The 22665-nt window shown below is 74.8% G+C and carries 18 protein-coding genes; 10 read left to right on the top strand and 8 right to left on the bottom strand.

What is annotated here, in order from left to right:
- Positions 1 to 25 precede the first annotated feature (25 nt).
- The 4 genes from E0L36_RS26130 to E0L36_RS26115 all read right to left on the bottom strand — a co-directional run bounded on the left by E0L36_RS26130 (position 26) and on the right by E0L36_RS26115 (position 4672).
- Positions 26 to 1180 (bottom strand): diguanylate cyclase domain-containing protein, encoded by a 1155-nt coding sequence (locus E0L36_RS26130; protein WP_180931790.1) that lies wholly within the window; start codon positions 1178 to 1180, stop codon positions 26 to 28.
- A 180-nt stretch (positions 1181 to 1360) separates the two neighbouring features.
- The gene (locus E0L36_RS26125) at positions 1361 to 2203 is read right to left on the bottom strand and encodes an enoyl-CoA hydratase/isomerase family protein (RefSeq protein ID WP_180931789.1); all 843 of its coding nucleotides are present in this window, start codon (positions 2201 to 2203) and stop codon (positions 1361 to 1363) included.
- Between the two features lie 197 nt (positions 2204 to 2400).
- Positions 2401 to 3573, bottom strand: coding sequence for an adenylate/guanylate cyclase domain-containing protein (locus tag E0L36_RS26120; protein ID WP_180931788.1), 1173 nt, complete (start codon positions 3571 to 3573; stop codon positions 2401 to 2403).
- A gap of 130 nt (positions 3574 to 3703) precedes the next feature.
- Positions 3704 to 4672, bottom strand: coding sequence for a biotin--[acetyl-CoA-carboxylase] ligase (locus tag E0L36_RS26115; RefSeq protein WP_180931787.1), 969 nt, complete (start codon positions 4670 to 4672; stop codon positions 3704 to 3706).
- Between the two features lie 389 nt (positions 4673 to 5061).
- On the opposite strand from E0L36_RS26115, the gene E0L36_RS26110 reads away from it, so the two are divergent.
- From E0L36_RS26110 to E0L36_RS26100, 4 genes are all read left to right on the top strand, one after another.
- Positions 5062 to 6660: an acyl-CoA carboxylase subunit beta gene (locus E0L36_RS26110; RefSeq protein WP_180931786.1), complete on the top strand. Its 1599-nt coding sequence runs from the start codon at positions 5062 to 5064 to the stop codon at positions 6658 to 6660.
- A 178-nt stretch (positions 6661 to 6838) separates the two neighbouring features.
- Positions 6839 to 7054 carry an acyl-CoA carboxylase epsilon subunit gene (locus tag E0L36_RS26105; protein WP_180931785.1) on the top strand — a complete coding sequence of 72 codons (216 nt, stop codon included), beginning with the start codon at positions 6839 to 6841 and terminating at the stop codon, positions 7052 to 7054.
- A gap of 127 nt (positions 7055 to 7181) precedes the next feature.
- Positions 7182 to 7313: a morphogenic membrane protein MmpB gene (gene mmpB, locus E0L36_RS28090; RefSeq protein ID WP_258016622.1), complete on the top strand. Its 132-nt coding sequence runs from the start codon at positions 7182 to 7184 to the stop codon at positions 7311 to 7313.
- Positions 7314 to 7358: 45 nt separating this feature from the next.
- Positions 7359 to 7994, top strand: coding sequence for a nucleoside triphosphate pyrophosphatase (locus tag E0L36_RS26100; protein ID WP_180931784.1), 636 nt, complete (start codon positions 7359 to 7361; stop codon positions 7992 to 7994).
- An 87-nt stretch (positions 7995 to 8081) separates the two neighbouring features.
- On the opposite strand, the gene E0L36_RS26095 is transcribed toward E0L36_RS26100, so the two are convergent.
- Complete coding sequence (locus E0L36_RS26095; RefSeq protein ID WP_308416947.1) at positions 8082 to 8564, bottom strand: hypothetical protein; 483 nt, start codon at positions 8562 to 8564, stop codon at positions 8082 to 8084.
- A gap of 389 nt (positions 8565 to 8953) precedes the next feature.
- On the opposite strand from E0L36_RS26095, the gene E0L36_RS26090 reads away from it, so the two are divergent.
- Entirely contained in the window at positions 8954 to 10735 is a 1782-nt protein-coding gene (locus E0L36_RS26090; protein ID WP_180931782.1) for a biotin carboxylase N-terminal domain-containing protein, read from the top strand.
- 350 nt (positions 10736 to 11085) lie between these two features.
- Here the strand turns inward: E0L36_RS26090 and E0L36_RS26085 are convergent, their stop codons facing one another.
- Both E0L36_RS26085 and E0L36_RS26080 read right to left on the bottom strand, forming a co-directional pair.
- Positions 11086 to 12099 carry a DeoR/GlpR family DNA-binding transcription regulator gene (locus tag E0L36_RS26085; RefSeq protein WP_374705596.1) on the bottom strand — a complete coding sequence of 338 codons (1014 nt, stop codon included), beginning with the start codon at positions 12097 to 12099 and terminating at the stop codon, positions 11086 to 11088.
- 315 nt (positions 12100 to 12414) lie between these two features.
- Positions 12415 to 13902, bottom strand: a complete 1488-nt coding sequence (locus E0L36_RS26080) for an NAD(P)H-quinone dehydrogenase (protein ID WP_180931780.1) — start codon at positions 13900 to 13902, stop codon at positions 12415 to 12417.
- A gap of 212 nt (positions 13903 to 14114) precedes the next feature.
- Here E0L36_RS26080 and E0L36_RS26075 point away from each other — a divergent pair, with 212 nt between their 5' ends.
- Positions 14115 to 14936 (top strand): purine-nucleoside phosphorylase, encoded by an 822-nt coding sequence (locus E0L36_RS26075; protein ID WP_180931779.1) that lies wholly within the window; start codon positions 14115 to 14117, stop codon positions 14934 to 14936.
- A gap of 876 nt (positions 14937 to 15812) precedes the next feature.
- The gene (locus tag E0L36_RS26070; protein ID WP_180931778.1) at positions 15813 to 17558 is read left to right on the top strand and encodes a phospho-sugar mutase; all 1746 of its coding nucleotides are present in this window, start codon (positions 15813 to 15815) and stop codon (positions 17556 to 17558) included.
- A 304-nt stretch (positions 17559 to 17862) separates the two neighbouring features.
- Here E0L36_RS26070 and E0L36_RS26065 read toward each other — a convergent pair whose 3' ends face one another.
- Positions 17863 to 18528 carry a PH domain-containing protein gene (locus tag E0L36_RS26065; protein WP_180931777.1) on the bottom strand — a complete coding sequence of 222 codons (666 nt, stop codon included), beginning with the start codon at positions 18526 to 18528 and terminating at the stop codon, positions 17863 to 17865.
- Between the two features lie 465 nt (positions 18529 to 18993).
- On the opposite strand from E0L36_RS26065, the gene deoC reads away from it, so the two are divergent.
- The 3 genes from deoC (at position 18994) to E0L36_RS26050 (ending at position 22609) form a co-directional block, all read left to right on the top strand.
- Complete coding sequence (deoC, locus tag E0L36_RS26060; RefSeq protein ID WP_180931819.1) at positions 18994 to 19971, top strand: deoxyribose-phosphate aldolase; 978 nt, start codon at positions 18994 to 18996, stop codon at positions 19969 to 19971.
- A gap of 3 nt (positions 19972 to 19974) precedes the next feature.
- The gene (locus tag E0L36_RS26055; protein ID WP_180931776.1) at positions 19975 to 21423 is read left to right on the top strand and encodes an aldehyde dehydrogenase family protein; all 1449 of its coding nucleotides are present in this window, start codon (positions 19975 to 19977) and stop codon (positions 21421 to 21423) included.
- 331 nt (positions 21424 to 21754) lie between these two features.
- Complete coding sequence (locus tag E0L36_RS26050) at positions 21755 to 22609, top strand: aldehyde dehydrogenase family protein (RefSeq protein ID WP_180931818.1); 855 nt, start codon at positions 21755 to 21757, stop codon at positions 22607 to 22609.
- Positions 22610 to 22665: the final 56 nt, after the last annotated feature.

The raw sequence follows: 22665 nt of genomic DNA, 5'->3' as shown, positions 1-22665 counted from the left end.
ACCCTAGAGAGTGAATCCAGCGCTGTCACGAGGGGGGTCGGCCCCGGAATCGGCGGCGCTCCACCCCCCGTCGCGCCACCGCCTCGTCGGCGAGGCGCACCACCGGATCGTCCCGCCCGCCCGCGCGGCCCGCGACCACCGGGGTGCGCGCGTGCGCCGCCTTCGCCCGGTACTGGGCGGCGTCGGCCAGCCGGAAGACGCGGCGGGCCGAGTCGACGGGGCCGATCGGGTCCCCGGTCGAGGCGACCCCGCAGGCGATCCCCTGCCCCAGCTCCAACTCCAGGGCGCGGCGGCAGAGTTCGCTGGCCACCTCGATCACGTCGTCCGCCGGGGGGCCGGTCGCCAGCAGGCAGAACTCGTCCCCGCCGAGCCGCGCCGCGAGGGAGTCGGGCAGCCGCGCGCCGCAGAGCGAGAGGAGCGCGCCGAAGTGCTGGAGCAGCCGGTCGCCCGCCTCGTGCCCGTGTTCGTCGTTGACCCGCTTGAGGCCGTTCACGTCGCAGACCACCAGGCTGAGCACGGTGCCGTCGGCCCGGTGCCGCTCCAGCCCCTCGTCCAGCCCTATGTCGACCGCTCGCCGGTTGGCCAGGCCGGTCAGCGGGTCGGTGAAGGCGAGCCGGCGCACCTCCTCCAGCCGCTCGTTCTGCGCGATGCCGGACGCGACGATCGCCGCGAGCACCGCGGCGAAGTCCGCGTCCTGCCGCCCGTAGACCGGTTCGCTCCCGGCCCGCGCCACGTACAGCTCGCCCCACGCCTGGCCGTGCACCACGATCGGCGCCACCACCCGGCTGCCCCAGCCCCGGCGGCCCGGCGGCTCCCCGCTCCGCGCCCCCGCGCGTCCGCCGGCCCCGCCGCCGACGCCGGGCGCGGTCTCGACCCAGGCGTCCGGCTCTCCACCGCTCGCCCACCGCTCGTGGAGCAGCCTGCTCATCTCGGGGAAGTCGTGCACCGGGTAGGTCTCCCGCTCCGGGAAGGGCTCCTTCCCCTCCGCGAGCTGGCCGACGTTGGCCAGCACCCGGAGCCGTCCGTGCGCGCGCTCCCACACCAGGACGGCGGCGAAGGAGCCGCCCAGCGCCTCCAGCGCGCCCGCGCCCGCCGCGTGGGCGACCTCGCGGAGGGTGTGCGCCGCGGCCATCCTCTGGGCGAGGCTCACCACCGCGCCCAGCCGCGCGTCGTCTCCCATACGGGCCAGGTTAGGAGCAATCACCGTGCCGCGCCGGGCGAGCCCACCCCTCACCCGACCAGCGCAGACGGCCTACGGGACGGGTCGGCGGCGGCCCGCCGGACGGCGTCCGCCGCGGCCCCCGGCTGCGGCCGGACGCGGCCCCCACGGCGCGCTCGGGGGCGGGTGGCGCCGCGCGGTTCACTCGCCGGGCCAGACCGGCTTCCGCTTCTCGTTGAACGCGGCCACGCCCTCCGTACGGTCGCCGGAGAAGGCCACCCCGCGCCAGGCGGCGTCCTCGACCTCCAGCCCGGCGCGCAGGTCCATGCCCCAGCCGGTGCGCAGCGCCCGCTTCGCGGCCCGCAGCCCGACCGGGGAGTTGGCGGCGATCCGCCCGGCCAGCTCCAGCGCGGTGCCCCGGTCCTCGCCCTCGGGCACCAACTCGTCCACCATGCCCAGCCGGTGGGCCTCCTCGGCCGCCACCCGGCGTGCGCTGAAGACGAGTTCGGCGGCGCGGGCGGCGCCCACCCGGCGCGGCAGGAGCTGGGTGCCCCCGCCGCCTGGGATCACGCCGACCGACACCTCGGGCAGCCCGACGACGGCCGTCCGGTCGGCCACGATCACGTCGCAGGAGAGCGCCAGCTCGTACCCGCCACCCAGCGCGAAGCCGTGCACGGCGGCGACGGTCGGCATCGGCAGCTCCAGCACCCCGGTGTACGCGGCGCGGGCGTAGGGGCGCTGCCGGGACAGCTCCCGGTCGGTGAGGGAGTTGCGCTCCTTGAGGTCGGCGCCGACGCAGAACGCCCGCTCGTGCGACGAGGTGACCACGGTGGCCCGCACCGACGGGTCCTCGGCGAGCGCCGCGCACGCCTCGGCCAGGCCGAAGGCCAGCTCGGTGGAGACGGCGTTCATCGCCCTGGGCCGGTCCAGCACCAGTTCGGCGACCCCGGGGGCGAGGTCGGCGGGCCGCTCTCCGGAGTCCGCGCCCCCGGCCCCGCGCACCACGACCCACTCCCCGTAGCGCCGCTCCCCGTCTGCACTCATCCACGCCTCCCGCGCGCCCGTCCGGCTCGGTCCGGATCGCTGGTCACTGTACGCGGCGGTCCCGGGCGCTCCCAGCCCGGTGCGGGCCCGTCCGCCCACCGGGCGGCGGCGGTTGGCGACGGTGGCTGACGTGCGGTCACGCCGACGCCGCCGGGCCCTGCCGTCGCGAGCGCGGGCCTCGGAGGCCGCCCGGGACGCTAGGCGGAGCCGCCCCGGCGGCGGGAGAGGATCCACGGCTCGACGACGCCCAGGCCCCGCACCGGGCGGGGGTAGAGCGGCTGGAGGGCGAAGCGGAAGCCGGAGAGGTCCGCGGTGTCCTTCTCCGACTCGGGGGCGTCGCCGACCGCGGTCAGCTCGTCCCGGAAGGCGCCGTCCACCAGCACCGCGTCCTTCGGCGCTATCGACGTGAGGCGGCTGGCGAGGTTGACGGTGCTGCCGAAGACGTCGCCCATCCGCGTCGTCATGGTGCCGAAGGCGATGCCGACGCGCAGCTCGGGCATGGTCGCGTCGTTGGCCAGGGTCTCGATCAGGCGGAGGCCGATCTCGGCGGCGGTGCCCGCCTCCTCCGCGACGTACAGCACCTCGTCACCCAGGGCCTTGATGAGGCGCCCGCCGTGCGCCGCGACCAGGTCGGCCGCCGTGGTCTCGAACGCCTCGACCAGCTCGCCCAGTTCGTCGTCCTCCAGGCGGCGGCTGAGCCGGGTGAAGCCGACCAGGTCGGCGAAGCCGATGGCCTGCCGCCGGTCGACGGTCTCCTCGTCGTCCTGCCCCTGGACCACCCGGCCGACGGAGGCGGCGAGCTGCCGCCGCCAGACGTAGACCAGGAACTCCTCCAGCTCGGGCAGGAGCAGCTGGACCAGGGGGTAGGTGACCTCGTTCCGGGTCATGCCCGGCTCCGGCGGCTCGGTCAGGCCCTCCAGGAAGGAGTCGATCTGCCAGTCGGCCAGCCGCGCGGTGGTCTGCCCGGTGGAGCGGGCGACCTGCACGGCGGTGGCCTCGCTCAGCAGACCGGCCTCCACCAGACCGGCCAGCCGCCGCAGCGACAGCACGTCCGCCTCGGTGAGCGCGCGGGTCTGGCCGACGTCCGCGAAGCCCATCGCGCGCCAGAAGCGGGACGCCAGCTCCATCGACACCCCGGCGGCGCGGGCGGCCTGGAAGGGCGTGTACCGCCGCTCGGCCCCGAGGATCAGCTGCTCGATGCGGAGCGCGCTCGGGTCGGGTTCCTCACCCTGCTCGGCCTCGCCCGGGTCGGCCTCCGGGTCGGGAGGCTCCTCCGCCGGGCCCTCCGGGGTGGCGGGCCAGGACGCGTCCGCCGCGCCGGGGGACGCCGGGTCGCCGGGCGGGGGCTCTGGCCTATCCCCGCCGGTCACTGCCCGCCCCTTGTCGGCCCTGTGGCGCACCGTCGTCCCTGCGCACTGCCCTTCCGTTCTCTTGCTGGCGTACTGCCCGCACGCGCGGCGCACGCCGACCGCCGGTTGCCCACGATACGGCAGTTGTGCGCTAGCTCACTCTGCCGCCGTCCTCTCGCGCCGGTCGCAGGTGGACGATGTCACCCGCCCCGACGGGCCGCTGCACCCCCTCCTCGGTGGCGAGGACCAGCCGCCCGTCGCCGTCCACCGCGACGGCCTCCCCCACCAGCTCGTCCCCGCCGGGCAGTTCGGCCCGCACCGCCCGGCCGAGCGTCACACAGCCCGCCGCGTACGCCTCCAGCAGATGGCACTCGCCCGGGTCGCCGTCGGCCAGCGTCCAGCGGACGTACCACTGCTCCAGCGAGCGGAGCACCGCCCGGAGCAGCGGGTCGCGGTCCAGGCCGAGGGCCCCGGCGAGGCGGAGCGAGCCCGCGGTGGGCACCGGCAGCTCCGTGCTGTCCAGCGAGACGTTCAGGCCGATACCGAGCACCACGCTCGGCCCGGCGGCGGGACCGCGCCCGCCCGCCGGGTTCCCCGCTCCGGGAGGCACTGCCGTCCCCGGGGAGGTGGTGGGGGGCGTCCCGGGGGGCGGGTCGGCGCGCTCGGCGAGGATGCCGCCGAACTTGCGCTCCGCGCCGTCGATCTGGAGCAGCAGGTCGTTGGGCCATTTCAGGGCGGTGTCCACGCCCGCGGCGCGGGAGAGGGCGGTCGCGGTGGCCACCCCGGCGAGCAGGGGCAGCCAGCCCCAGCGCTCGGGGGGCACCCGGGGCGTGAGGACGGCCGAGAAGAAGATCCCGGAGCGGGGCGGCGCGTTCCAGCGCCGGTCGAGACGGCCGCGCCCGGCCGTCTGCTCCTCGGCGACCAGCACGGTGCCCTCGGCGGCCTCGCCCGCCCGGACGAGCGCGGCGAGTTCGGTGTTGGTCGACCCGGCGCTCGGCAGCACGCTCAGCCCGGTCCACAGCCCGTCGGGCCGCACCAGGGCCCGGCGCAGCGCGGCGGCGTTGAGCGGGGGGCGGTCCAGGTCGGACCAGCGGCTGCGGGCGTCTGCGTCTTCGGCCATACGCCTCACCCTAGGGCGCCTCGGCCGCCCGCGACGGCGGGTCCCCGGGAGCGGGAGGTCCCCGGGGGTCCGCGAGCGGATGGACGGGACGGCGCGGGGCCCCGCGACCGGTGATGGCCTCCCGGCCCCGGGCCCGGTGGGCGGTCGGACCCCGGCCGATCCGCTGACCCGTCCGCTGGCCGGTGTCCGGCCGGTGCCGTGGGTGGTCCGCCCGGGGCCGTCGTGGCTTCCGCGCGGGGCGGCCCGGGGGCGCGGTGGCCCCGGGGACCTCGGTGGACCCCCGGTGGACCCCCGGTGAATGTGGTCAACGCCGCACCGCCGAAACCGCCGAGCGCGACTAGCCTACGAACCGGTAGCCACCCGTTTGACGAGTAGGGAGCCCCACCCAGATGTCCGAGTCGCGGGACGAGCACAGCCCTGACATCCACACGACCGCGGGCAAGCTCGCGGACTTCGAACGGCGCACCGCGGAGGCGACGCACGCGGGCTCGGAGCGCGCGGTCGCCAAGCAGCACGCGAAGGGCAAGCTGACCGCCCGGGAGCGCGTCGAACTGCTGCTGGACGAGGGCTCGTTCACCGAGCTGGACGAGTTCGCCCGGCACCGGTCGACCAGTTTCGGGCTGGAGCGCGACCGTCCGTACGGAGACGGCGTGGTCACCGGCTACGGCACCGTGGACGGCCGTCCGGTCTGCGTCTTCTCGCAGGACTTCACGGTCTTCGGCGGCGCCCTGGGCGAGGTCTTCGGGCAGAAGATCGTGAAGGTGATGGACTTCGCGCTGAAGACCGGCTGCCCGGTCATCGGGATCAACGACTCGGGCGGTGCCCGGATCCAGGAGGGCGTCAGCGCGCTGGGCATGTACGGCGAGATCTTCCGCCGCAACACCCTCGCCTCCGGGGTGGTTCCGCAGATCAGCCTGGTGGTGGGGCCGTGCGCCGGGGGCGCCGTCTACTCCCCCGCCATCACCGACTTCACGGTCATGGTGGACCAGACCTCGCACATGTTCATCACCGGTCCGGACGTGATCAAGACCGTCACCGGCGAGGACGTGGGCTTCGAGGACCTGGGCGGCGCCCGCACCCACAACGCGACCTCCGGTGTGGCGCACCACATGGCGGGCGACGAGAAGGACGCCGTCGAGTACGTCAAGGCGCTGCTGTCCTACCTGCCCTCGAACAACCTCTCCGAGCCGCCGGTCTACCCCGAGGAGGCCGACCTGGAGACCTCCGCGGAGGACCGCGAACTCGACACCCTCGTGCCGGACTCGGCGAACCAGCCGTACGAGGTGCGCACCGTCATCGAGCACGTGCTGGACGACGGCGAGTTCCTGGAGACGCAGGCGCTGTTCGCCCCGAACATCGTCACCGGGTTCGGGCGGATCGAGGGGCAGTCGGTCGGCGTCGTCGCCAACCAGCCCATGCAGTTCGCCGGTTGCCTGAACATCGACGCCAGCGAGAAGGCGGCGCGGTTCGTGCGCACCTGTGACGCGTTCAACGTCCCGGTGATCACCTTCGTCGACGTGCCCGGCTTCCTGCCCGGCACGGACCAGGAGTACGACGGCATCATCCGCCGCGGCGCCAAGCTGATCTACGCCTACGCGGAGGCGACCGTCCCGCTGATCACGGTGATCACCCGGAAGGCGTTCGGCGGGGCCTACGACGTGATGGGCTCCAAGCACCTCGGCGCCGACCTCAACTTCGCCTGGCCGACGGCCCAGATCGCCGTCATGGGGGCGCAGGGCGCGGTGAACATCCTGCACCGCAAGACGCTGGCGAACGCGCCGGACGCGGAGCGCGAGGAGCTGCGCGTCCAGCTGACCCAGGAGTACGAGGACGCGCTACTCAACCCGTACACGGCGGCCGAGCGCGGCTACGTGGACGCGGTGATCCGCCCCGCCGAGACCCGGCGGCACATCACCCGGGGGCTGCGGACGCTGCGCACCAAGCGCGAGCAGCTGCCGCCCAAGAAGCACGGGAACATCCCGCTGTGACCGGGACCGGGCGGCGGTGTCCCGCCGTCGCCCCTCCGGGAGACCCCGGCTCCCCCGCGTTCTTCGCGTCCTCCGGCCCGGAGGGCTGCCGGCGCCGGAGACGGGGTATCCAGCCCTTCCGGACACCCGCCGGTAGCCGTCCCCCCGTCCCCGATCCCCACCGACCCAGGAGGCACCCGTGATCAAGGTGGTGCGAGGCAACCCGACTCCGGAGGAACTGGCCGCGGCGCTGGCCGTGGTACGGGCGCGCGCGGCGGCCAGCGCGGGCGGCCACGGCCTGTCGCGCGGGCCGTACGGCGCCGGCGCCGAGTGGTCCGACCCGGCCCGTACCGTGCCGCGGCGCCTGCCCGTGCCGGGGCCCGGCGCCTGGCGGACGACGTTCTGGCCCGGCTGAGCCGGTCGCCCCACCCGGACCGCGGCAGCCGTCGCACACCCGGGTGGGGCGGCGATGACCCACCCGGGCGCGGGGTCTGGGTACCCGTACTCAGGCGGCCGTGCGGGGCGGGATGCAGCATCGAGGGATGCTCTGGTCCGATCCGCCGGACGAACCCCCGGAGGAGCTGCGTGACGCCCAGGCCAAACTGGCCCGGCTCGCCTGGCTGTTACCCGGGATCACGCTCGTGACGTTCCTGCTGGCGGCCACCTCCCGCTGAGCCGCCCCGGCGGCACCGCCCGGCCGCCCCGGGGCGGTCCGTACGATGACGCTCATGGACTCACGACACCTCGTACTCGCCTCCGCCTCACCCGCCCGGCTGGGCCTGCTGCGGCAGGCGGGACTGGCCCCCGAGGTGCGGGTGAGCGGCGTGGACGAGGAGGCGCTGAGCGCCGGGTCGCCCGCCGAACTCGCCCTGGTGCTGGCCGAGGCGAAGGCGGCGGCGGTCGCCCGGGAGGTGCCGCCCGGCGCCCTGGTCGTCGGCTGCGACTCGGTGCTGGAGCTGGACGGCCAGGCGCTGGGTAAACCGGCCGACGCCGAGGAGGCCACCGCGCGCTGGAAGGCGATGCGTGGCCGGGCGGGCGTGCTGCGCACCGGGCACTGCGTCATCGACGTCACCGGCGCCACGGACGCGACGCACCACCCCCGCGCGGCGGAGACCACGGGCACCACGGTGCGCTTCGGTGAGCCGTCGGACGCGGAGATCGCCGCCTACGTGGCCACCGGCGAACCGCTGCGGGTGGCGGGCGCCTTCACCCTGGACGGCCGCTCGGCCCCGTTCGTCGAGGGCATCGACGGCGACCACGGAAACGTCATCGGGCTCTCGCTGCCGACGCTGCGCCGCCTGCTCGCCCAGCTCGGCGTCGAGCTGACCTCCCTGTGGACCCCGCCCGCACCCTGAACCCCGGCGGCGCGAGCGGAGTTCCCGCGCGCGCCCGGTTGACGCCCGGCGCCTGAGGGGGCCCGGGGGTTCCGAGGGTGGAGGCGCTCAGGGCTTGACGGGGGAGGGCGAGCCGCCGGGCAGCGACGGCGCGTCGGCGCCGTCCGGGGCCGGGGCGCCGTCCGCGTCCGGGCCACCGCCGGAGGCCGCGCCGCCGTTCTCCGCGAAGGCGACCAGCGACCAGACCAGGAGCCCGAGCACCCCCATCATCACGACGAAGGCGAGCCAGCCGACCAGCCCGACCGAGAAGGCGCCCAGCAGTCCGTGCAGCACCGCGCAGCTGATCAGCAGCACCCGTGGCAGCCCGGAGGGCGCGGTGTCCCGCGCGGCGGCGCGCACCAGGAAGAAGGCGCAGAGCAGCAGGTAGGCGCCGAAGAGGCCACCGGCGACCACGGCGGAGACGGTCATGGCCCGCGGCTCGATGCCCCCGAGCGACATGTCCTGCTTGTCGACGACCATGCCGAGGAAGATGTTGATCAGGACGAAACCGATCGCCTCCAGCGCCAGCACCAGCGCCGCCACCACAGCCACCGGACGTCTCCGCGCCACCTGGCCCACCCGCTCTCCTGGTTACCGGAAGTATCTCCTTGGCACCGCGCACGCTACGCACCGGTAAACCAGGGGGCAAGGGATCCGACGACGGCAAAGATTCCCGCCCGCCTTCGTAGGAACCCCACAAAACCCCCTGGCGGGCGCCCTGTTGCGCGGACAGAGATCTTGACCACATCAGCAAGCCCTCGTACAGGCGGCAATGGGCGGCGTACCGTGGGACGACCGGCGTTCGCGGGAGGGCGGGCGCACCTTGTCACCATGTGTGTGGGCAAGCTCACGCCCTTCGGTCGCTCGGCGCCTGGTGTCGCCATTACCTAAACTCACGTCGTCTTTAGTTGTTGCGGCGCAGCGCCAAGTAGGGAGTCATCGTGCGCAAGGTGCTCATCGCCAATCGCGGCGAAATCGCGGTCCGGGTCGCCCGTGCCTGCCGGGACGCCGGGATCGCCAGCGTCGCGGTCTACGCCGAGCCGGACCGGGACGCGGTGCACGTGCGCGTGGCCGACGAAGCGTACGCCCTGGGCGGCGACACCCCGGCCTCCAGCTACCTGGACATGGCCAAGGTGCTTGCCGCGGCCGCCGACTCGGGCGCGGACGCGGTGCATCCCGGGTACGGGTTCCTCTCCGAGAACGCCGACTTCGCGCAGGCGGTGCTCGACGCCGGGCTGATCTGGATCGGCCCGCCGCCGCAGGCCATCCGCGACCTGGGCGACAAGGTCGCGGCGCGGCACATCGCGCAGCGCGCCGGAGCCCCGCTCGTCGCGGGCACCAAGGACCCGGTCTCCGGGGCCGACGAGGTGGTGGCCTTCGCCGAGGAGCACGGCCTGCCCATCGCGATCAAGGCCGCCTTCGGCGGTGGCGGCCGGGGCCTGAAGGTGGCCCGCACGCTCGACGAGGTCCCGGAGCTGTACGAGTCGGCGGTCCGCGAGGCCGTCGCCGCCTTCGGCCGTGGCGAGTGCTTCGTCGAGCGGTACCTGGACCGCCCCCGGCACGTCGAGACGCAGTGCCTGGCCGACCAGCACGGCAACGTCGTGGTGGTGTCCACCCGGGACTGCTCGCTCCAGCGCCGTCACCAGAAGCTGGTGGAGGAGGCGCCCGCCCCGTACCTCAGCGAGGAGCAGAACGCCGAGCTGTACCGCGCGTCGAAGGCCATCCTCCGTGAGGCGGGCTACCAGGGCGCGGGCACCTGCGAGTTCCTGGTCGGGCAGGACGGCACGATCTCCTTCCTGGAGGTCAACACGCGTCTCCAGGTGGAGCATCCGGTGACCGAGGAGGTCACCGGCCTCGACCTGGTGCGCGAGATGTTCCGCGTCGCCGACGGTGAGCCGCTCGGCTACGACGACCCGCCGCTGCGCGGCCACTCCTTCGAGTTCCGGATCAACGGCGAGGACCCGGGCCGCAACTTCCTCCCGGCCCCCGGCACCGTCACCACCTTCACCCCGCCGACCGGACCCGGGGTCCGGCTGGACGCGGGCGTGGAGTCCGGCAGCGTCATCGGCCCCGCCTGGGACTCGCTGCTCGCCAAGCTGATCGTCACCGGTGCTGACCGGCGGCAGGCGCTCCAGCGCGCGGCGCGCGCCCTCGCGGAGTTCACGGTGGAGGGCATGGCGACGGCCATCCCCTTCCACCGCGCCGTCGTCGCGGACACGGCCTTCGCGCCGGAGGTCGGTGGTCGTGCGGGCGAGCCCTTCGACGTGCACACCCGGTGGATCGAGACCGAGTTCGTCAACGAGATCCCGGCGTTCGCGGGCGCCCCCGCAGACGCCGAGGCCGACGAGGAGCAGGCCGCCCGGGAGACGGTGGTGGTGGAGGTCAGCGGCAAGCGGCTGGAGGTCTCGCTGCCGTCCTCGCTCGGCCTCGGCGCCGCTCCGGCCGCGGGCGCGGCGGGCCGGAAGCCCAAGCGGAAGGCCGTCAAGAAGTCCGGCTCGTCCGTCTCCGGTGACGCCCTCGCCTCGCCCATGCAGGGCACCATCGTGAAGGTGGCCGTGGAGGAGGGCCAGCGGGTCGAGGAGGGTGAACTCGTCGTCGTGCTGGAGGCGATGAAGATGGAGCAGCCGCTCAACGCGCACCGCTCGGGGACCGTCAAGGACCTGGCGGCCGAGATCGGCTCCGCCATCTCCTCCGGTGCCGTGATCTGCCAGATCAAGGACTGACCCGGGCACCGGCCCGCACCGCCTCCCGGGGCCACCCCGGGAGGCCCCCGGTCAACACCCCACGGGTCTCAACGCCCCACGCGCTCTGGACGGTTTGACCCGTAAGCCCGCGCCGTAAGACCGGTTGGGCCGCCGTCCGCACGGCGGCGGCCGCCGCGGCCACGCGGTGCGGGGCCGGTGGCCCGGGGCGCTCCCCGGGCCACGCACTCCGGCACCCGCACCGGGTGACCCCCTCCCCCGGCCCGGCCGTGGCGCCGCCACGCCACGGTCCGAGCCCGTGCCGAGCCCGCGCCGTACGCGGACCTGGCGGGCGGAGCCACGCGTCCCACGCGGTCGCGCGGGCTCCACGGTCAGCGGCGGCGCGGCGCGATGTCGGCGATCCGGCCCTTGGCCGCCACCTCGGCGGACGGCGCCCCCGGCCCCGGCGCCGCTCCACGCAGCGGGTGCGCCCCCTGCGGGGCCGGGGCCGAACCCCCGCCCCCCGCCGGGTGGTTGCGGCGCTGCCCGGGCATCGGGACGTCCCGCCGGGCGGCGCCGAGCGCGTGGCTCGACGCGGATCCACCGCCGGACGAGGTGGCCCCGGCGCCGGGTGGCGGCGCGGGCTCCGGCTCGCCCCGCACCGGTCCCGCGACGGTGACCTGCACGCCTCGCTCGGCCAGCGCCTGGAGTTCCCGTTCGGCCCGGGCGTCGGGGACCGGTGGTTCGTCCGTCACCAGCCGGGTCATCACGTCGGCGGGGACCGTCTGGAACATGGTGTCGGTGCCCAGCTTGGTGTGGTCGGCCAGGACGACGACCTCCGTCGCCGCCTGCACGAGCGCCCGGTCGACGCTCGCGGAGAGCATGTTGGAGGTGGACAGTCCGCGTTCGGCGGTGAGTCCGCTCCCGGAGACGAAGGCGCGGCTCACCCGCAGGCCGTGCAGCGCCTGTTCGGCGCCGCTGCCGACCAGCGCGTAGTTGGAGCCGCGCAGGGTGCCCCCGGTCATCACCACCTCGACGCGGTTGGCGTGCGCCAGCGCCTGCGCCACCAGCAGGGAGTTGGTGACCACCGTGAGCCCGGGGACCCGGGCGAGACGCCGGGCCAGCTCCTGGGTCGTGGTGCCCGCTCCGACGACGACGGCCTCCCCCTCACCGACGAGTCCCGCCGCCAGGTCGGCGATGGCCGTCTTCTCGGCCGTCGCCAGGTGGGACTTCTGGGGGAACCCGGACTCCCGGGAGAACCCCCCGGGAAGGACGGCGCCGCCGTGCCGGCGGTCGAGGAGCCCCTCGGACTCCAGCGCCCGCACGTCACGCCGGACGGTCACTTCTGAGGTCTGGACGACACGGGCGAGCTCACGCAGCGATACCGCTCCGTTGGCACGCACCATTTCAAGGATCAGTTGACGACGTTCCGCAGCGAACACGAAACCGACAGTAATGCCAACGTCCATCTGGTTTCAGCGGATTGCGGTGATGAACGAAAGTTGTTCGTACGCACACCATCGGCGTGGTATACGCGATACGCGCCCCAGTTGTGCCTCACCGAGCTGCCCATGAGCCCCCTCGCGCGGGCCGTGCGCCCTGTTTCGGCGCACCCCTCAGCGGCCCGTCCCGCGTACTCAACTCGCGTGATTCCGGGGGCAGTCGACGCCACCCACGGTGTTCCCGGCCGGCGCGCGCGACCGGGCGCGCGCACCGCGGTGTCAGCCTTCCTCGACCGGCTTCCGGGTGTGCAGCTGCCGCGCCACCTCGGCGATCGAACCGGTTAGCGACGGGTAGACGGTGAACGCGTTCGCAATCTGTTCGACCGTCAGGTTGTTGTCCACCGCGATCGAGATCGGATGAATCAGTTCGCTCGCGCGCGGCGCCACCACCACACCGCCCACCACGATGCCCGTCCCCGGACGGCAGAAGATCTTGACGAAGCCGTCCCGCACGCCCTGCATCTTGGCGCGCGGGTTACGCAGCAGCGGCAGCTTGACCGCGCGCGCCTCGATCCGGCCACTCTCCACGTCGGCCTGGCTGTAGCCGACGGTGGCGATCTCCGGGTCGGTGAAGACGTTCGCCGAGACGGTCCGCAGGTTGAGCGGCGCGACCGCCCCGCCCAGGAAGTGGTACATCGCGATGCGCCCCTGCATCGCCGCGACCGAGGCCAGCGCGAAGACGCCGGTGCAGTCCCCGGCGGCGTAGACCCCGGGCGCCGAGGTGCGCGAGACCCGGTCGGTGTGGATGTGGCCGGACTCCCGCAGCCGCACCCCGGCCTCGGCCAGTCCCATGTCGGCGGTGTTGGGCACCGCGCCCACCGCGACGAGGCAGTGCGTGCCGCTGATCGTCCGCCCGTCGGAGAGCGTCACCTCGACGCGGTCCCCGACCCGCTTCGCGGAGGCCGCCCGCGACCTGCTCATCACGTTCATCCCGCGCCGCCGGAAGACGTCCTCCAGCACCGCGGCGGCGTCCGCGTCCTCGCCCGGCAGCACCCGGTCCCGCGAGGAGACCAGCGTGACCTGCGAGCCCAGCGCCTGGTACGCGCCGGCGAACTCGGCGCCGGTGACGCCGGAGCCGATGACGATCAGCTCCTCCGGAAGCTCCTCCAGCTCGTACACCTGGGTCCAGTTGAGGATGCGCTCGCCGTCCGGACGGGCGTCCGGGATCTCCCGGGGGTGACCGCCGGTGGCGATCAGGACGGCGTCCGCGCGCAACCGCTCCGCACCGGGGACGCCCCCCTGACCGGCACCGGAATCCACCCCGCCGCCCTCCACCGGCGTGACGACGACCCCGCGCGAGCCGTCCGTGTCCTGGTGGGGCTCCAGACTGGCGCGGCCGCGCAGCACCCGGACCCCGGCACGGGTCACGGAGGCGGTGATGTCGTGGGACTGCGCCAGCGCGAGCCGCTTCACCCGGCGGTTGACCTTGCCGAGGTCGACACCGACCACCCGGGCCGGATCGGCCGGGTCGTGGGTGGAGTCCTCGACCCGTATACCGAGTTCCTCGTACGAGGAGTCGAAGTTGGTCATCACCTCGGCGGTCGCGATCAGCGTCTTGGAGGGCACGCAGTCGGTGAGCACCGAGGCGCCGCCGAGGCCGTCCCGGTCGACGACGGTCACCTCCGCGCCGAGCTGCGCGGCCACCAGTGCCGCCTCGTAGCCGCCAGGTCCGCCGCCGATGATCACGATCCGAGTCACATGCCCCATTGTCCCGCACCCCGTGGCCGAGCACCGGGCCGACCCCCGGCAGGGCGGCGGCGGCGCGGAACTCCGGCCTCGCGGCGGCGTCGGCCCGGGCCCCGGCGGAGCCGGTCCCTCCGGTCACCGGCAGCCGGTCCGCGGACCGCGTCGACAGTTCTCGTACGACTTCCTGACGATTGCTTCTACGCGCGTAGGGCCTCAGGGGATACCCTCGTCGCGTGAACGCATCCGACACCACGTCACCCGCCGACGATCCGTACCGCAGCGCCGATGTGGCGGCCGGAAGACTCCGCTCCCTGACCGGCGTCGACGGCCACGACATAGCCCTGGTCATGGGATCCGGCTGGGTCCCAGCGGCCGACGCGCTGGGCACTCCGGAGACCGAGTTCCCCGTCACCGAACTTCCCGGCTTCGCCCCCGCGGCCGTCGCCGGGCACGCCGGAATGGTCCGCTCCTGCCAGCTCGGCGGTAAGCGGGCCTTGGTCTTCCTCGGCCGCACCCACTACTACGAGGGCGGCGGCGTGCACGCGGTGGTGCACGGCGTCCGCACCGCCGTCGCCGCGGGCTGCAAGACCGTCGTCCTGACCAACGGCTGCGGCGGCCTCCGCCAGGGCATGCGTCCCGGCCAGCCCGTCCTGATCAGCGACCACCTGAACCTCACCGCCGCCTCGCCGCTCAGCGGCCCCCGCTTCGTCGACCTCACCGACCTCTACTCCGCCCGGCTGCGCGCGCTCTGCCGCGAGATCGACCCGTCCCTGGAGGAGGGCGTCTACGCCCAGCTCCCCGGTCCGCACTACGAGACCCCGGCGGAGATCGCGATGCTGCGGACCCTCGGCAGCGACCTGGTCGGCATGTCCACCGCCCTGGAGGCCATCGCGGCCCGGGAGGCGGGCGCCTCGGTCCTCGGCATCTCGCTCGTCACCAACCTCGCCGCCGGGATGACCGGTCAGCCGCTCAGCCACGAGGAAGTGCTCCAGGCCGGGCGGGACTCGGCGGCCGGGATGGGTGAACTGCTCGCCCAGGTCGTCTCCCGCGTCTGACCGCCCCGGGCCCGCCGGAACCCTCCCGCCGCCGCCCGCCGGACCTCCCTCCGCTCCACGCCTCCGCCCCGGCCACGGCGGTGCGGCGAACGGCAGAGCCCGGCAGGAACCAGCCGAGGGCACCGGGGCGAGCGAGACCGGCGCAGCCCCGGCCCGCACGGCCCCGGAACCCTGCGCCCTGGCTCGGGGAGCGCCCGCCGCCGCACCGGGCCAGCCGGAGGCCCCGGAACGGACACACAGGGTGTGCGGGATGTCCGGACATCCGGGACGCCGGGGGTGAGCGGGGTGGCTGGTGGCACGGCGCGCGCCACCAGCCACCGGTTCACCCCCGGTGGCCGTGCCGTTCCGGGCCCGAGGCGGCACCCTGGGGCTACGGGCGGACGCGGCCGAGCGGCCGTCCGCCTGGCACCGCGCCCCCGCACGGCCGAACCGGAACCGGTCCGGGAAGGCTCCGCACCGGGCCAGCTCGGGGCGGGCCCCGACGGACCGGCGGGTCCGGTGGGACCCACCCGGACCGGCGCGCGGGAACCGGTACCGGCCCGCCCGCGCCCAAGCGCCACCGGGGACCGCGGCCGGCGCATCCCGCGCCGCCCCGCCCACCGGCGCGGACCCCACCACCCACCCCCGACACCACGTCCGAGAGCCCGGGCGGCGCACCGGCCGGAGCGGGAGAGCCGCGCCCCCGGCGGAGCGGCTGGTTCGGACCCGGGCCCGGACCAGCCCGTCCGGCCCCGTTCCGGAAGAGCCCTCCCCGTCCGACCGTCCCCGTCCGTCCCCCTCCGGGGGAACGGTCCCCGCCCCGAAGAACCGTCCACGTCCCGGAAGAAACCGTCCGCACCCACCCCGCACCCCTGACCCGAGAGGCAGGACAGCAGCGTGCTCCACCTGGATGACGTGACCGCACAGGCGACCGCCTGGCTGGCCGAAGACCCCGACCCGGAGACCCGTGCCGAACTCGGTGCCCTGATCGACGCCGGGAACAGCGCGGAGATCGCCGACCGCTTCGCCGGAACCCTGTCGTTCGGCACCGCGGGACTCCGCGGCGAGCTGGGCGCCGGGCCGAACCGCATGAACCGGGTGGTGGTGATCCGCGCCGCCGCCGGGCTCGCCGCCTTCCTCCGCCGGACGACACCGGCCGGTGGGCCGGGCGACGGCACCGGCCTCCCCGGCACCGTCGTGATCGGCTACGACGCCCGGTACAAGAGCGCGGAGTTCGCCCGCGACACCGCCGCCGTCATGGTCGGCGCCGGGCTGCGGGCGGCGCTGCTCCCCCGGCCGCTGCCCACCCCGGTACTGGCCTTCGCGGTCCGGCACCTGGGCGCGGCCGCCGGGGTGATGGTGACCGCCAGTCACAACCCGCCCCGGGACAACGGCTACAAGGTGTACCTCGGCGCGCCCCCCGGGGCGGAGGAGCTGGAGGCCCGGGAGCCGGGGGCCTCGGCCGGAACGCAGATCGTGCCCCCGGTCGACGCGGAGATCGCCGCCGACATCGCCGCCGTCGGGCCGCTGTCCGGTGTCCCGCGTCCGGACGACGGCTGGGTCACGCTGGGCGAGGAGATCGTCGACGCCTACCTGGCCCGCACCGGCGCGGTGCTGACCGAGGGCGCGCCCCGCAACCTGCGGATCGTGCACACCGCGCTGCACGGGGTCGGCACCGCCACCGTCCGGGCGGCCTTCGCGCGCGCCGGGTTCCCCGAGCCGGTGCCGGTGCCCGAACAGGCCGAGCCCGACCCGGACTTCCCCACCGTGGTCTTCCCCAACCCCGAGGAGTCCGGGGTGATGGACCTGGCCTTCGCCACGGCCCGCGCGGAGGCCCCCGACCTGGTGCTGGCGAACGACCCGGACGCGGACCGGTGCGCCGTCGCCGTGGCCGACCCGACGCGGGAGGCCGGCTGGCGGATGCTCCGGGGCGACGAGGTCGGCGCGCTCCTCGCCACCCATCTGGTGCACAAGCGGGCGCGCGGCACCTTCGCCGCGACCATCGTCTCCTCCTCGCTCCTCTCGCGGATCGCCCAGGCGGCCGGGGTGCCGTACACCGAGACGCTGACCGGGTTCAAGTGGCTCACCCGCGTCCCCGAGCTGCGGTTCGCGTACGAGGAGGCGCTCGGCTACTGCGCGGACCCGTCCGCCGTCCGCGACAAGGACGGCGTCACGGCGGCGCTGCTCGTCGCCGAACTGGCCGCCGAACTCAAGGCCGCCGGACGGACGGTGAGCGACCTGCTGGACGACCTGGCCCTGGAGTACGGGCTGCACGCCACCGACCAGCTGTCGGTGCGCGTCGCCGACCTGGAGCTGATCCCCCGGGCCATGGAGCGGCTGCGCTCCCGACCGCCCGAGCGGCTGGCCCAGCTCGCCGTCGCCCGGACCGAGGACCTCGCGCGGGACGACACCGGGCTGCCGCCCACCGACGGCCTCCGCTACCGGCTCGGCGGCTCGGCGGAGTCGGGGGTGCGCGAGGGCCGGGTCATCGTCCGCCCGAGCGGCACCGAGCCCAAGCTCAAGTGCTACCTGGAGGTCGTCCTTCCGGTGGCCGAGGCCGCTGAGCTGCCGCGGGCCAGGGAACGCGCCGCCGCCGTACTCGAAGCGGTGAAGGCCGACCTGTCCGGCGCCGCGGGCGTCTGACGCCCCCTGGGCGAGGCGCCCCTGGCCGCCCCTGGGCTTCCGGGAACCACCCCGGACCGCCCGGACCGCCCGGACTCCGTCGCTCCGGCAGGCTCCGGCACCGCGCGGTGGCCGTACGCGTCACGTCTCTCCGGCGCGGGTGCCTCGCCGCCACGGCGCGGGTGTCGGACGGAGCCGCTCGCCCACCGGCCGGATCGCGGCCGGGGAGCCCCATGGACGGGGCTCCCCGGCCGCCGTCTGTTCCCGGGAGGCGGGCCGCCCGTCGGCGGCCGGGGACTGGGGACCGGGGACCGGGGGCTGGGGGTCAGCCGAGACCGACGAGTACCGCCAGCCCGATCGCGCCCGCCGCCACGGGCGCCAGGATCTCGTACGCCCAGCGGACCGCGATGCCGTCCGCCGCGTCCCCCGCCGCCTCCGGCTCCGCGCCCTCCCCGTACCGCTCGGCCAGTTCGCGCAGTTCGTCGATCACCTGGTCCGAGGGGGCGCGCTGCTCCCCGCTCTCGGCCAGTCCGGCCAGCGGCGGGCCACCGAGCAGGGTGCGGCGCCCCGGGGCGGGCTGCTCGCCCCGGCTGAGCCGCTCGTTCCGCCGGGCCGCCTTCTTCCGGGCCCGCAACGAGACCGGGATCGACCAGAGCTGGTACGTCCGGCCGCCCGCCAGCACCTCGCTGGAGTAGCCGGAGCGCACCGCGTCCACCGCGGGCCAGGGAAGCACGATGGTGCGGAACGGGTTGCGTACCCGCAGCCGCCGCTCCCCGGCGAAGACGGCGGGCCGCAGGGTGAACGCGACGACCACCGGCACCCCGACCGCCAGCCCCGACAGCGCGAGCGCGATGTCCCGCCCGCTCCCGTTCAGCAGTACGTCCACACCGAGCCAGGCGCCCAGCGCCAGCAGCACCACTCCACCGGCGATTCCGGCGGGTGAGCGGTAGCAGCGGTCGGCATAGGTCTGCGGCTCCTCCTGGCTCGTCATGCCGCCGATTGTGCCGGACGCCCCGGAGCCGTGGGATTGCGGTCCCGCATCTTTCGGCGCGCGCCCCCACCTGTCCACCGGGGCGGGGAGCGGGAGCGAGCGACGGGCGACGGGCGACGGCGGGACGGCGGCCGGACGGCCGGGCGGGGACGGGCGGACGGCGTACGCGGGGGGGGGGTGGGACGGGGCCCGGGTACGGGATGCGGGCGCGGACGGGGCCGCGGAACGGTCCCGGACGTCGCACGGACTCCGGTGGGAAGGCGCGGCCGGGGAGGCGCGCGCGGCCGGGGAGTTGGGCGGGGCCCGCCGGTGCGCGGGCAGCTTGGGGATCTCGGGGGCCGGGGGCTGGGAACAGGGGCTGGAGCAGGGGAAAGAGAAGGAGCTGAGGGGGCTGGGGTGGGGGCCGGAGGCCGATTCCGGGGGGTGACGCGTCGCTACACGCGTAGATATGCTGCCCTGGTGACCATGCCCACCGTGACCACAACCGCCACGCTGGCGGACGTGACCGCCTCCGACGCCGCGCTGCGCCGCTATCTGCACGGGCTGCCCGGGGTCGACGCCGTCGGTCTCGAAGCCCGCGCCGCGTCCCTCGGTACCCGCTCGATCAAGACGACCGCGAAGGCGTACGCCCTCGACCTCGCCCTGTCGATGATCGACCTGACGACCCTCGAAGGCGCCGACACCCCGGGGAAGGTCCGATCCCTGTGCGCCAAGGCCGCCCGCCCGGACCCGAGCGACCGCACGGCCCCCAGATCCGCGGCGGTCTGCGTCTACCCGGACATGGTGGGCACCGCTCGGGAGGCGCTGACCGCGGCCGGGGCGCCCGAGGTCAAGGTCGCCTCGGTCGCCACCGCCTTCCCCGCGGGCCGCGCGGCCCTGCCCGTCAAACTGGCCGACGCGCGGGACGCGGTGGCCGCCGGGGCGGACGAGATCGACATGGTGATCGACCGGGGCGCGTTCCTCTCCGGCCGGTACATGGCGGTCTTCGAGGAGATCCGCGCGGTCCGTGAGGTCTGCGCCCGCTCGGAGGGTGAACCGGCGCACCTCAAGGTGATCTTCGAGAACGGCGAACTCGCCACCTACGACAACATCCGCCGCGCCTCCTGGCTGGCGATGCTCGCCGGGGCCGACTTCATCAAGACCTCCACCGGAAAGACCGGGGTGAACGCCACCCCGGCCAACACCCTGCTGATGCTGGAGGCGGTGCGGGACTTCCGGGCCGCGACCGACACCCAGGTCGGGGTGAAGCCCGCCGGGGGCATCCGCACCGCGAAGGACGCGGTGAAGTACCTGGTGCTGGTGGCCGAGACGGTGGGCGCGGACTGGCTCAGCCCGGAGTGGTTCAGGTTCGGCGCCTCCAGCCTGCTCAACGACCTGCTGATGCAGCGCCAGAAACTCAGCACCGGCCGCTACTCGGGGCCCGACTACGTAACGGTGGACTGATCGATGACCACACCCTTCGAGTACGCGCCCGCCCCGGAGTCGCGGGCGATCGTCGACATCGCCCCCTCCTACGGGCACTTCATCGACGGCGAGTTCCGCGAGGCGGGCGACGGCCGGGTCCTGAAGACCGTCTCGCCCGCCACCGAGGAGGTGCTCTCCGAGGTGGCGCTGGGCAGCTCCGAGGACGTGGACGCGGCGGTACGCGCCGCCCGCGCCGCCTTCCCGGGCTGGTCGGCACTGCCGGGCGCGGAGCGCGCCAAGTACCTCTTCCGGATCGCCCGGATCGTCCAGGAGCGCTCCCGCGAGCTGGCCGTTCTGGAGACGCTGGACAACGGCAAGCCGATCCGGGAGACCCGGGACGCCGATCTCCCGCTGGTCGCCGCGCACTTCTTCTACTACGCGGGCTGGGCGGACAAGCTCGCGTACGCGGGCCTGGGGCGGACGGCGGGCGGGACGCCGCGTCCGCTGGGCGTCGCGGGACAGATCATCCCGTGGAACTTCCCGCTGATGATGCTGGCCTGGAAGATCGCCCCGGCGCTGGCCACCGGCAACACCGTGGTGCTGAAGCCGGCGGAGACCACCCCGCTCTCCGCGCTGTTCTTCGCGGACATCTGCCGCCAGGCGGGGCTGCCGCGCGGCGTCGTCAACATCGTCACCGGGGACGGCGGCACGGGCGCGGCCCTGGTGGACCACCCCGAGCTGGACAAGATCGCCTTCACCGGCTCCACCGCGGTGGGCAAGGAGATCGCCCGCGCGGTCGCGGGCACCCGGAAGCGGCTCACCCTCGAACTCGGCGGCAAGGGCGCCAACATCGTCTTCGACGACGCCCCGCTTGACCAGGCCGTCGAGGGCATCGTGAACGGCATCTTCTTCAACCAGGGGCAGGTGTGCTGCGCGGGCTCCCGGCTGCTCGTCCAGGAGTCGGTGCGGGAGGAGCTGCTGACCGCGCTGAAGCGCCGGCTGGAGACCCTCCGGCTGGGCGACCCGCTGGACAAGAACACCGACATCGGCGCCGTCAACTCCGCCGAACAGCTGGCGCGGATCACGGAGTTGGCCGACGCGGGCGAGGCGGAGGGCGCGGAGCGCTGGTCCCCCGACTGTGACCTGCCCAGCAGCGGCTACTGGTTCGCTCCCACGGTCTTCACCAACGTCAGCCAGGCGCACCGGATCGCCCGCGAGGAGATCTTCGGCCCGGTGCTGTCCGTCCTGACCTTCCGCACGCCCGAGGAGGCCGTGGCCAAGGCCAACAACACGCCCTACGGCCTGTCGGCGGGCGTCTGGACGGAGAAGGGCTCGCGCATCCTGCTGCTGGCCGACCAGTTGCGCGCCGGCGTCGTCTGGGCCAACACCTTCAACAAGTTCGACCCGACCTCGCCGTTCGGCGGCTACCAGGAGTCGGGGTTCGGCCGCGAGGGCGGCCGTCACGGTCTGGAGGCTTACCTCGATGTCTGATCCCACCGGCCAGACCGGCTCCACCGGCGCGACGGGCCCGGGCGGCGGCCCGGCGGGCTCCACCGGCCCGGGGAACAGCGCCCCCGAGGGACCGGAGGTCTCCGCTCCGGACCCGGCGCCCGCGGCCGGTACCCCGGACACCGATCCGCCGGAGCCCTGGAAGCCGGACGCCCCTCGCTCCGCGACGGCGGAACTGCGCACACCGGGCGCGCGCGCCGCGACCGACCGGCCGACCACGGAGTTCTCCACGCTCCGCCCGGCGGCCGGTTCCGGCGGGTACGACCCGCGTACCGCCCCTCCCGGCGGCAGCGGAGGGGGGCGGGCGCCCCGGCTGTCCGTCCTCAAGACCTACAAGCTGTACATCGGGGGTAAGTTCCCCCGGTCCGAGAGCGGGCGGGTGTACGAGGTGACCGACGCGCAGGGTGGCTGGCTGGCCAACGCCCCTCGTGCCTCGCGCAAGGACGCGCGGGACGCGGTGGCCGCGGCCCGCAAGGCGTTCGGCGGCTGGTCCGGGGCCACCGCCTACAACCGGGGTCAGGTGCTGTACCGCGTCGCGGAGTTGCTGGAGGGCCGCCGGGAGCAGTTCACCGTCGAGGTGGCGACGGCCGAGGGCTGCTCCACTGAACGGGCCGCGGCACAGGTGGACGCCGCGATCGACCGGTGGGTCTGGTACGCGGGCTGGTCCGACAAGATCACCCAGGTCGCGGGGGGCGCCAACCCCGTGGCGGGCCCCTTCTTCAACCTCTCCACGCCCGAGCCGACCGGGGTGGTGGCGGTACTGGCCCCGCGCCAGTCCGCGCTGCTGGGCCTGGTCTCCACCCTGGCACCGGTCATCGTGACGGGTAACACCGCCGTGCTGGTCGCCTCGGAGTCCGCGCCGCTGCCCGCGCTCTCACTCGCCGAGGTACTGGCCACCTCGGACGTACCGGGCGGAGTGGTGAACCTGCTCTCCGGGCGGCTGCCGGAGATCGCCCCGACTCTGGCGGCACACCAGGACGTCAACGCGATCGATCTGACCGGCGCCGGACCGGAGTCGGCCACCGAGCTGGAGGTGGCGGCCGCGGACAACCTCAAGCGGGTGCTGCGTCCGGAGCCCACCGAGCCGGACTGGTCGGCGGACCCCGGCACCGGAAGGCTGCTGACCTTCCTGGAGACCAAGACGGTCTGGCATCCCATCGGCGCGTAGCACGACACGGCGCGTAGTACGACACGGAGAGCACGAGCAAGGGGAGCGCGGGCGGG

This window comes from Streptomyces sp. AJS327, assembly GCF_013450295.1.
Taxonomy (GTDB): domain Bacteria; phylum Actinomycetota; class Actinomycetes; order Streptomycetales; family Streptomycetaceae; genus Streptomyces.
This window is presented reverse-complemented; position numbering and strand designations above follow the sequence as displayed.

Bases quoted from the DNA above. Each gene is read 5' to 3' on its own strand.
- E0L36_RS26130 (WP_180931790.1), bottom strand. From the start codon at position 1,180: ATGGGAGACGACGCGCGGCTGGGCGCGGTGGTGAGCCTCGCCCAGAGG.
- E0L36_RS26125 (WP_180931789.1), bottom strand. From the start codon at position 2,203: ATGAGTGCAGACGGGGAGCGGCGCTACGGGGAGTGGGTCGTGGTGCGC.
- E0L36_RS26115 (WP_180931787.1), bottom strand. From the start codon at position 4,672: ATGGCCGAAGACGCAGACGCCCGCAGCCGCTGGTCCGACCTGGACCGC.
- E0L36_RS26110 (WP_180931786.1), top strand. From the start codon at position 5,062: ATGTCCGAGTCGCGGGACGAGCACAGCCCTGACATCCACACGACCGCG.
- mmpB (WP_258016622.1), top strand. From the start codon at position 7,182: ATGCTCTGGTCCGATCCGCCGGACGAACCCCCGGAGGAGCTGCGTGAC.
- E0L36_RS26100 (WP_180931784.1), top strand. From the start codon at position 7,359: ATGACGCTCATGGACTCACGACACCTCGTACTCGCCTCCGCCTCACCC.
- E0L36_RS26085 (WP_374705596.1), bottom strand. From the start codon at position 12,099: ATGGTGCGTGCCAACGGAGCGGTATCGCTGCGTGAGCTCGCCCGTGTC.
- E0L36_RS26080 (WP_180931780.1), bottom strand. From the start codon at position 13,902: ATGGGGCATGTGACTCGGATCGTGATCATCGGCGGCGGACCTGGCGGC.
- E0L36_RS26065 (WP_180931777.1), bottom strand. From the start codon at position 18,528: ATGACGAGCCAGGAGGAGCCGCAGACCTATGCCGACCGCTGCTACCGC.
- deoC (WP_180931819.1), top strand. From the start codon at position 18,994: ATGCCCACCGTGACCACAACCGCCACGCTGGCGGACGTGACCGCCTCC.
- E0L36_RS26055 (WP_180931776.1), top strand. From the start codon at position 19,975: ATGACCACACCCTTCGAGTACGCGCCCGCCCCGGAGTCGCGGGCGATC.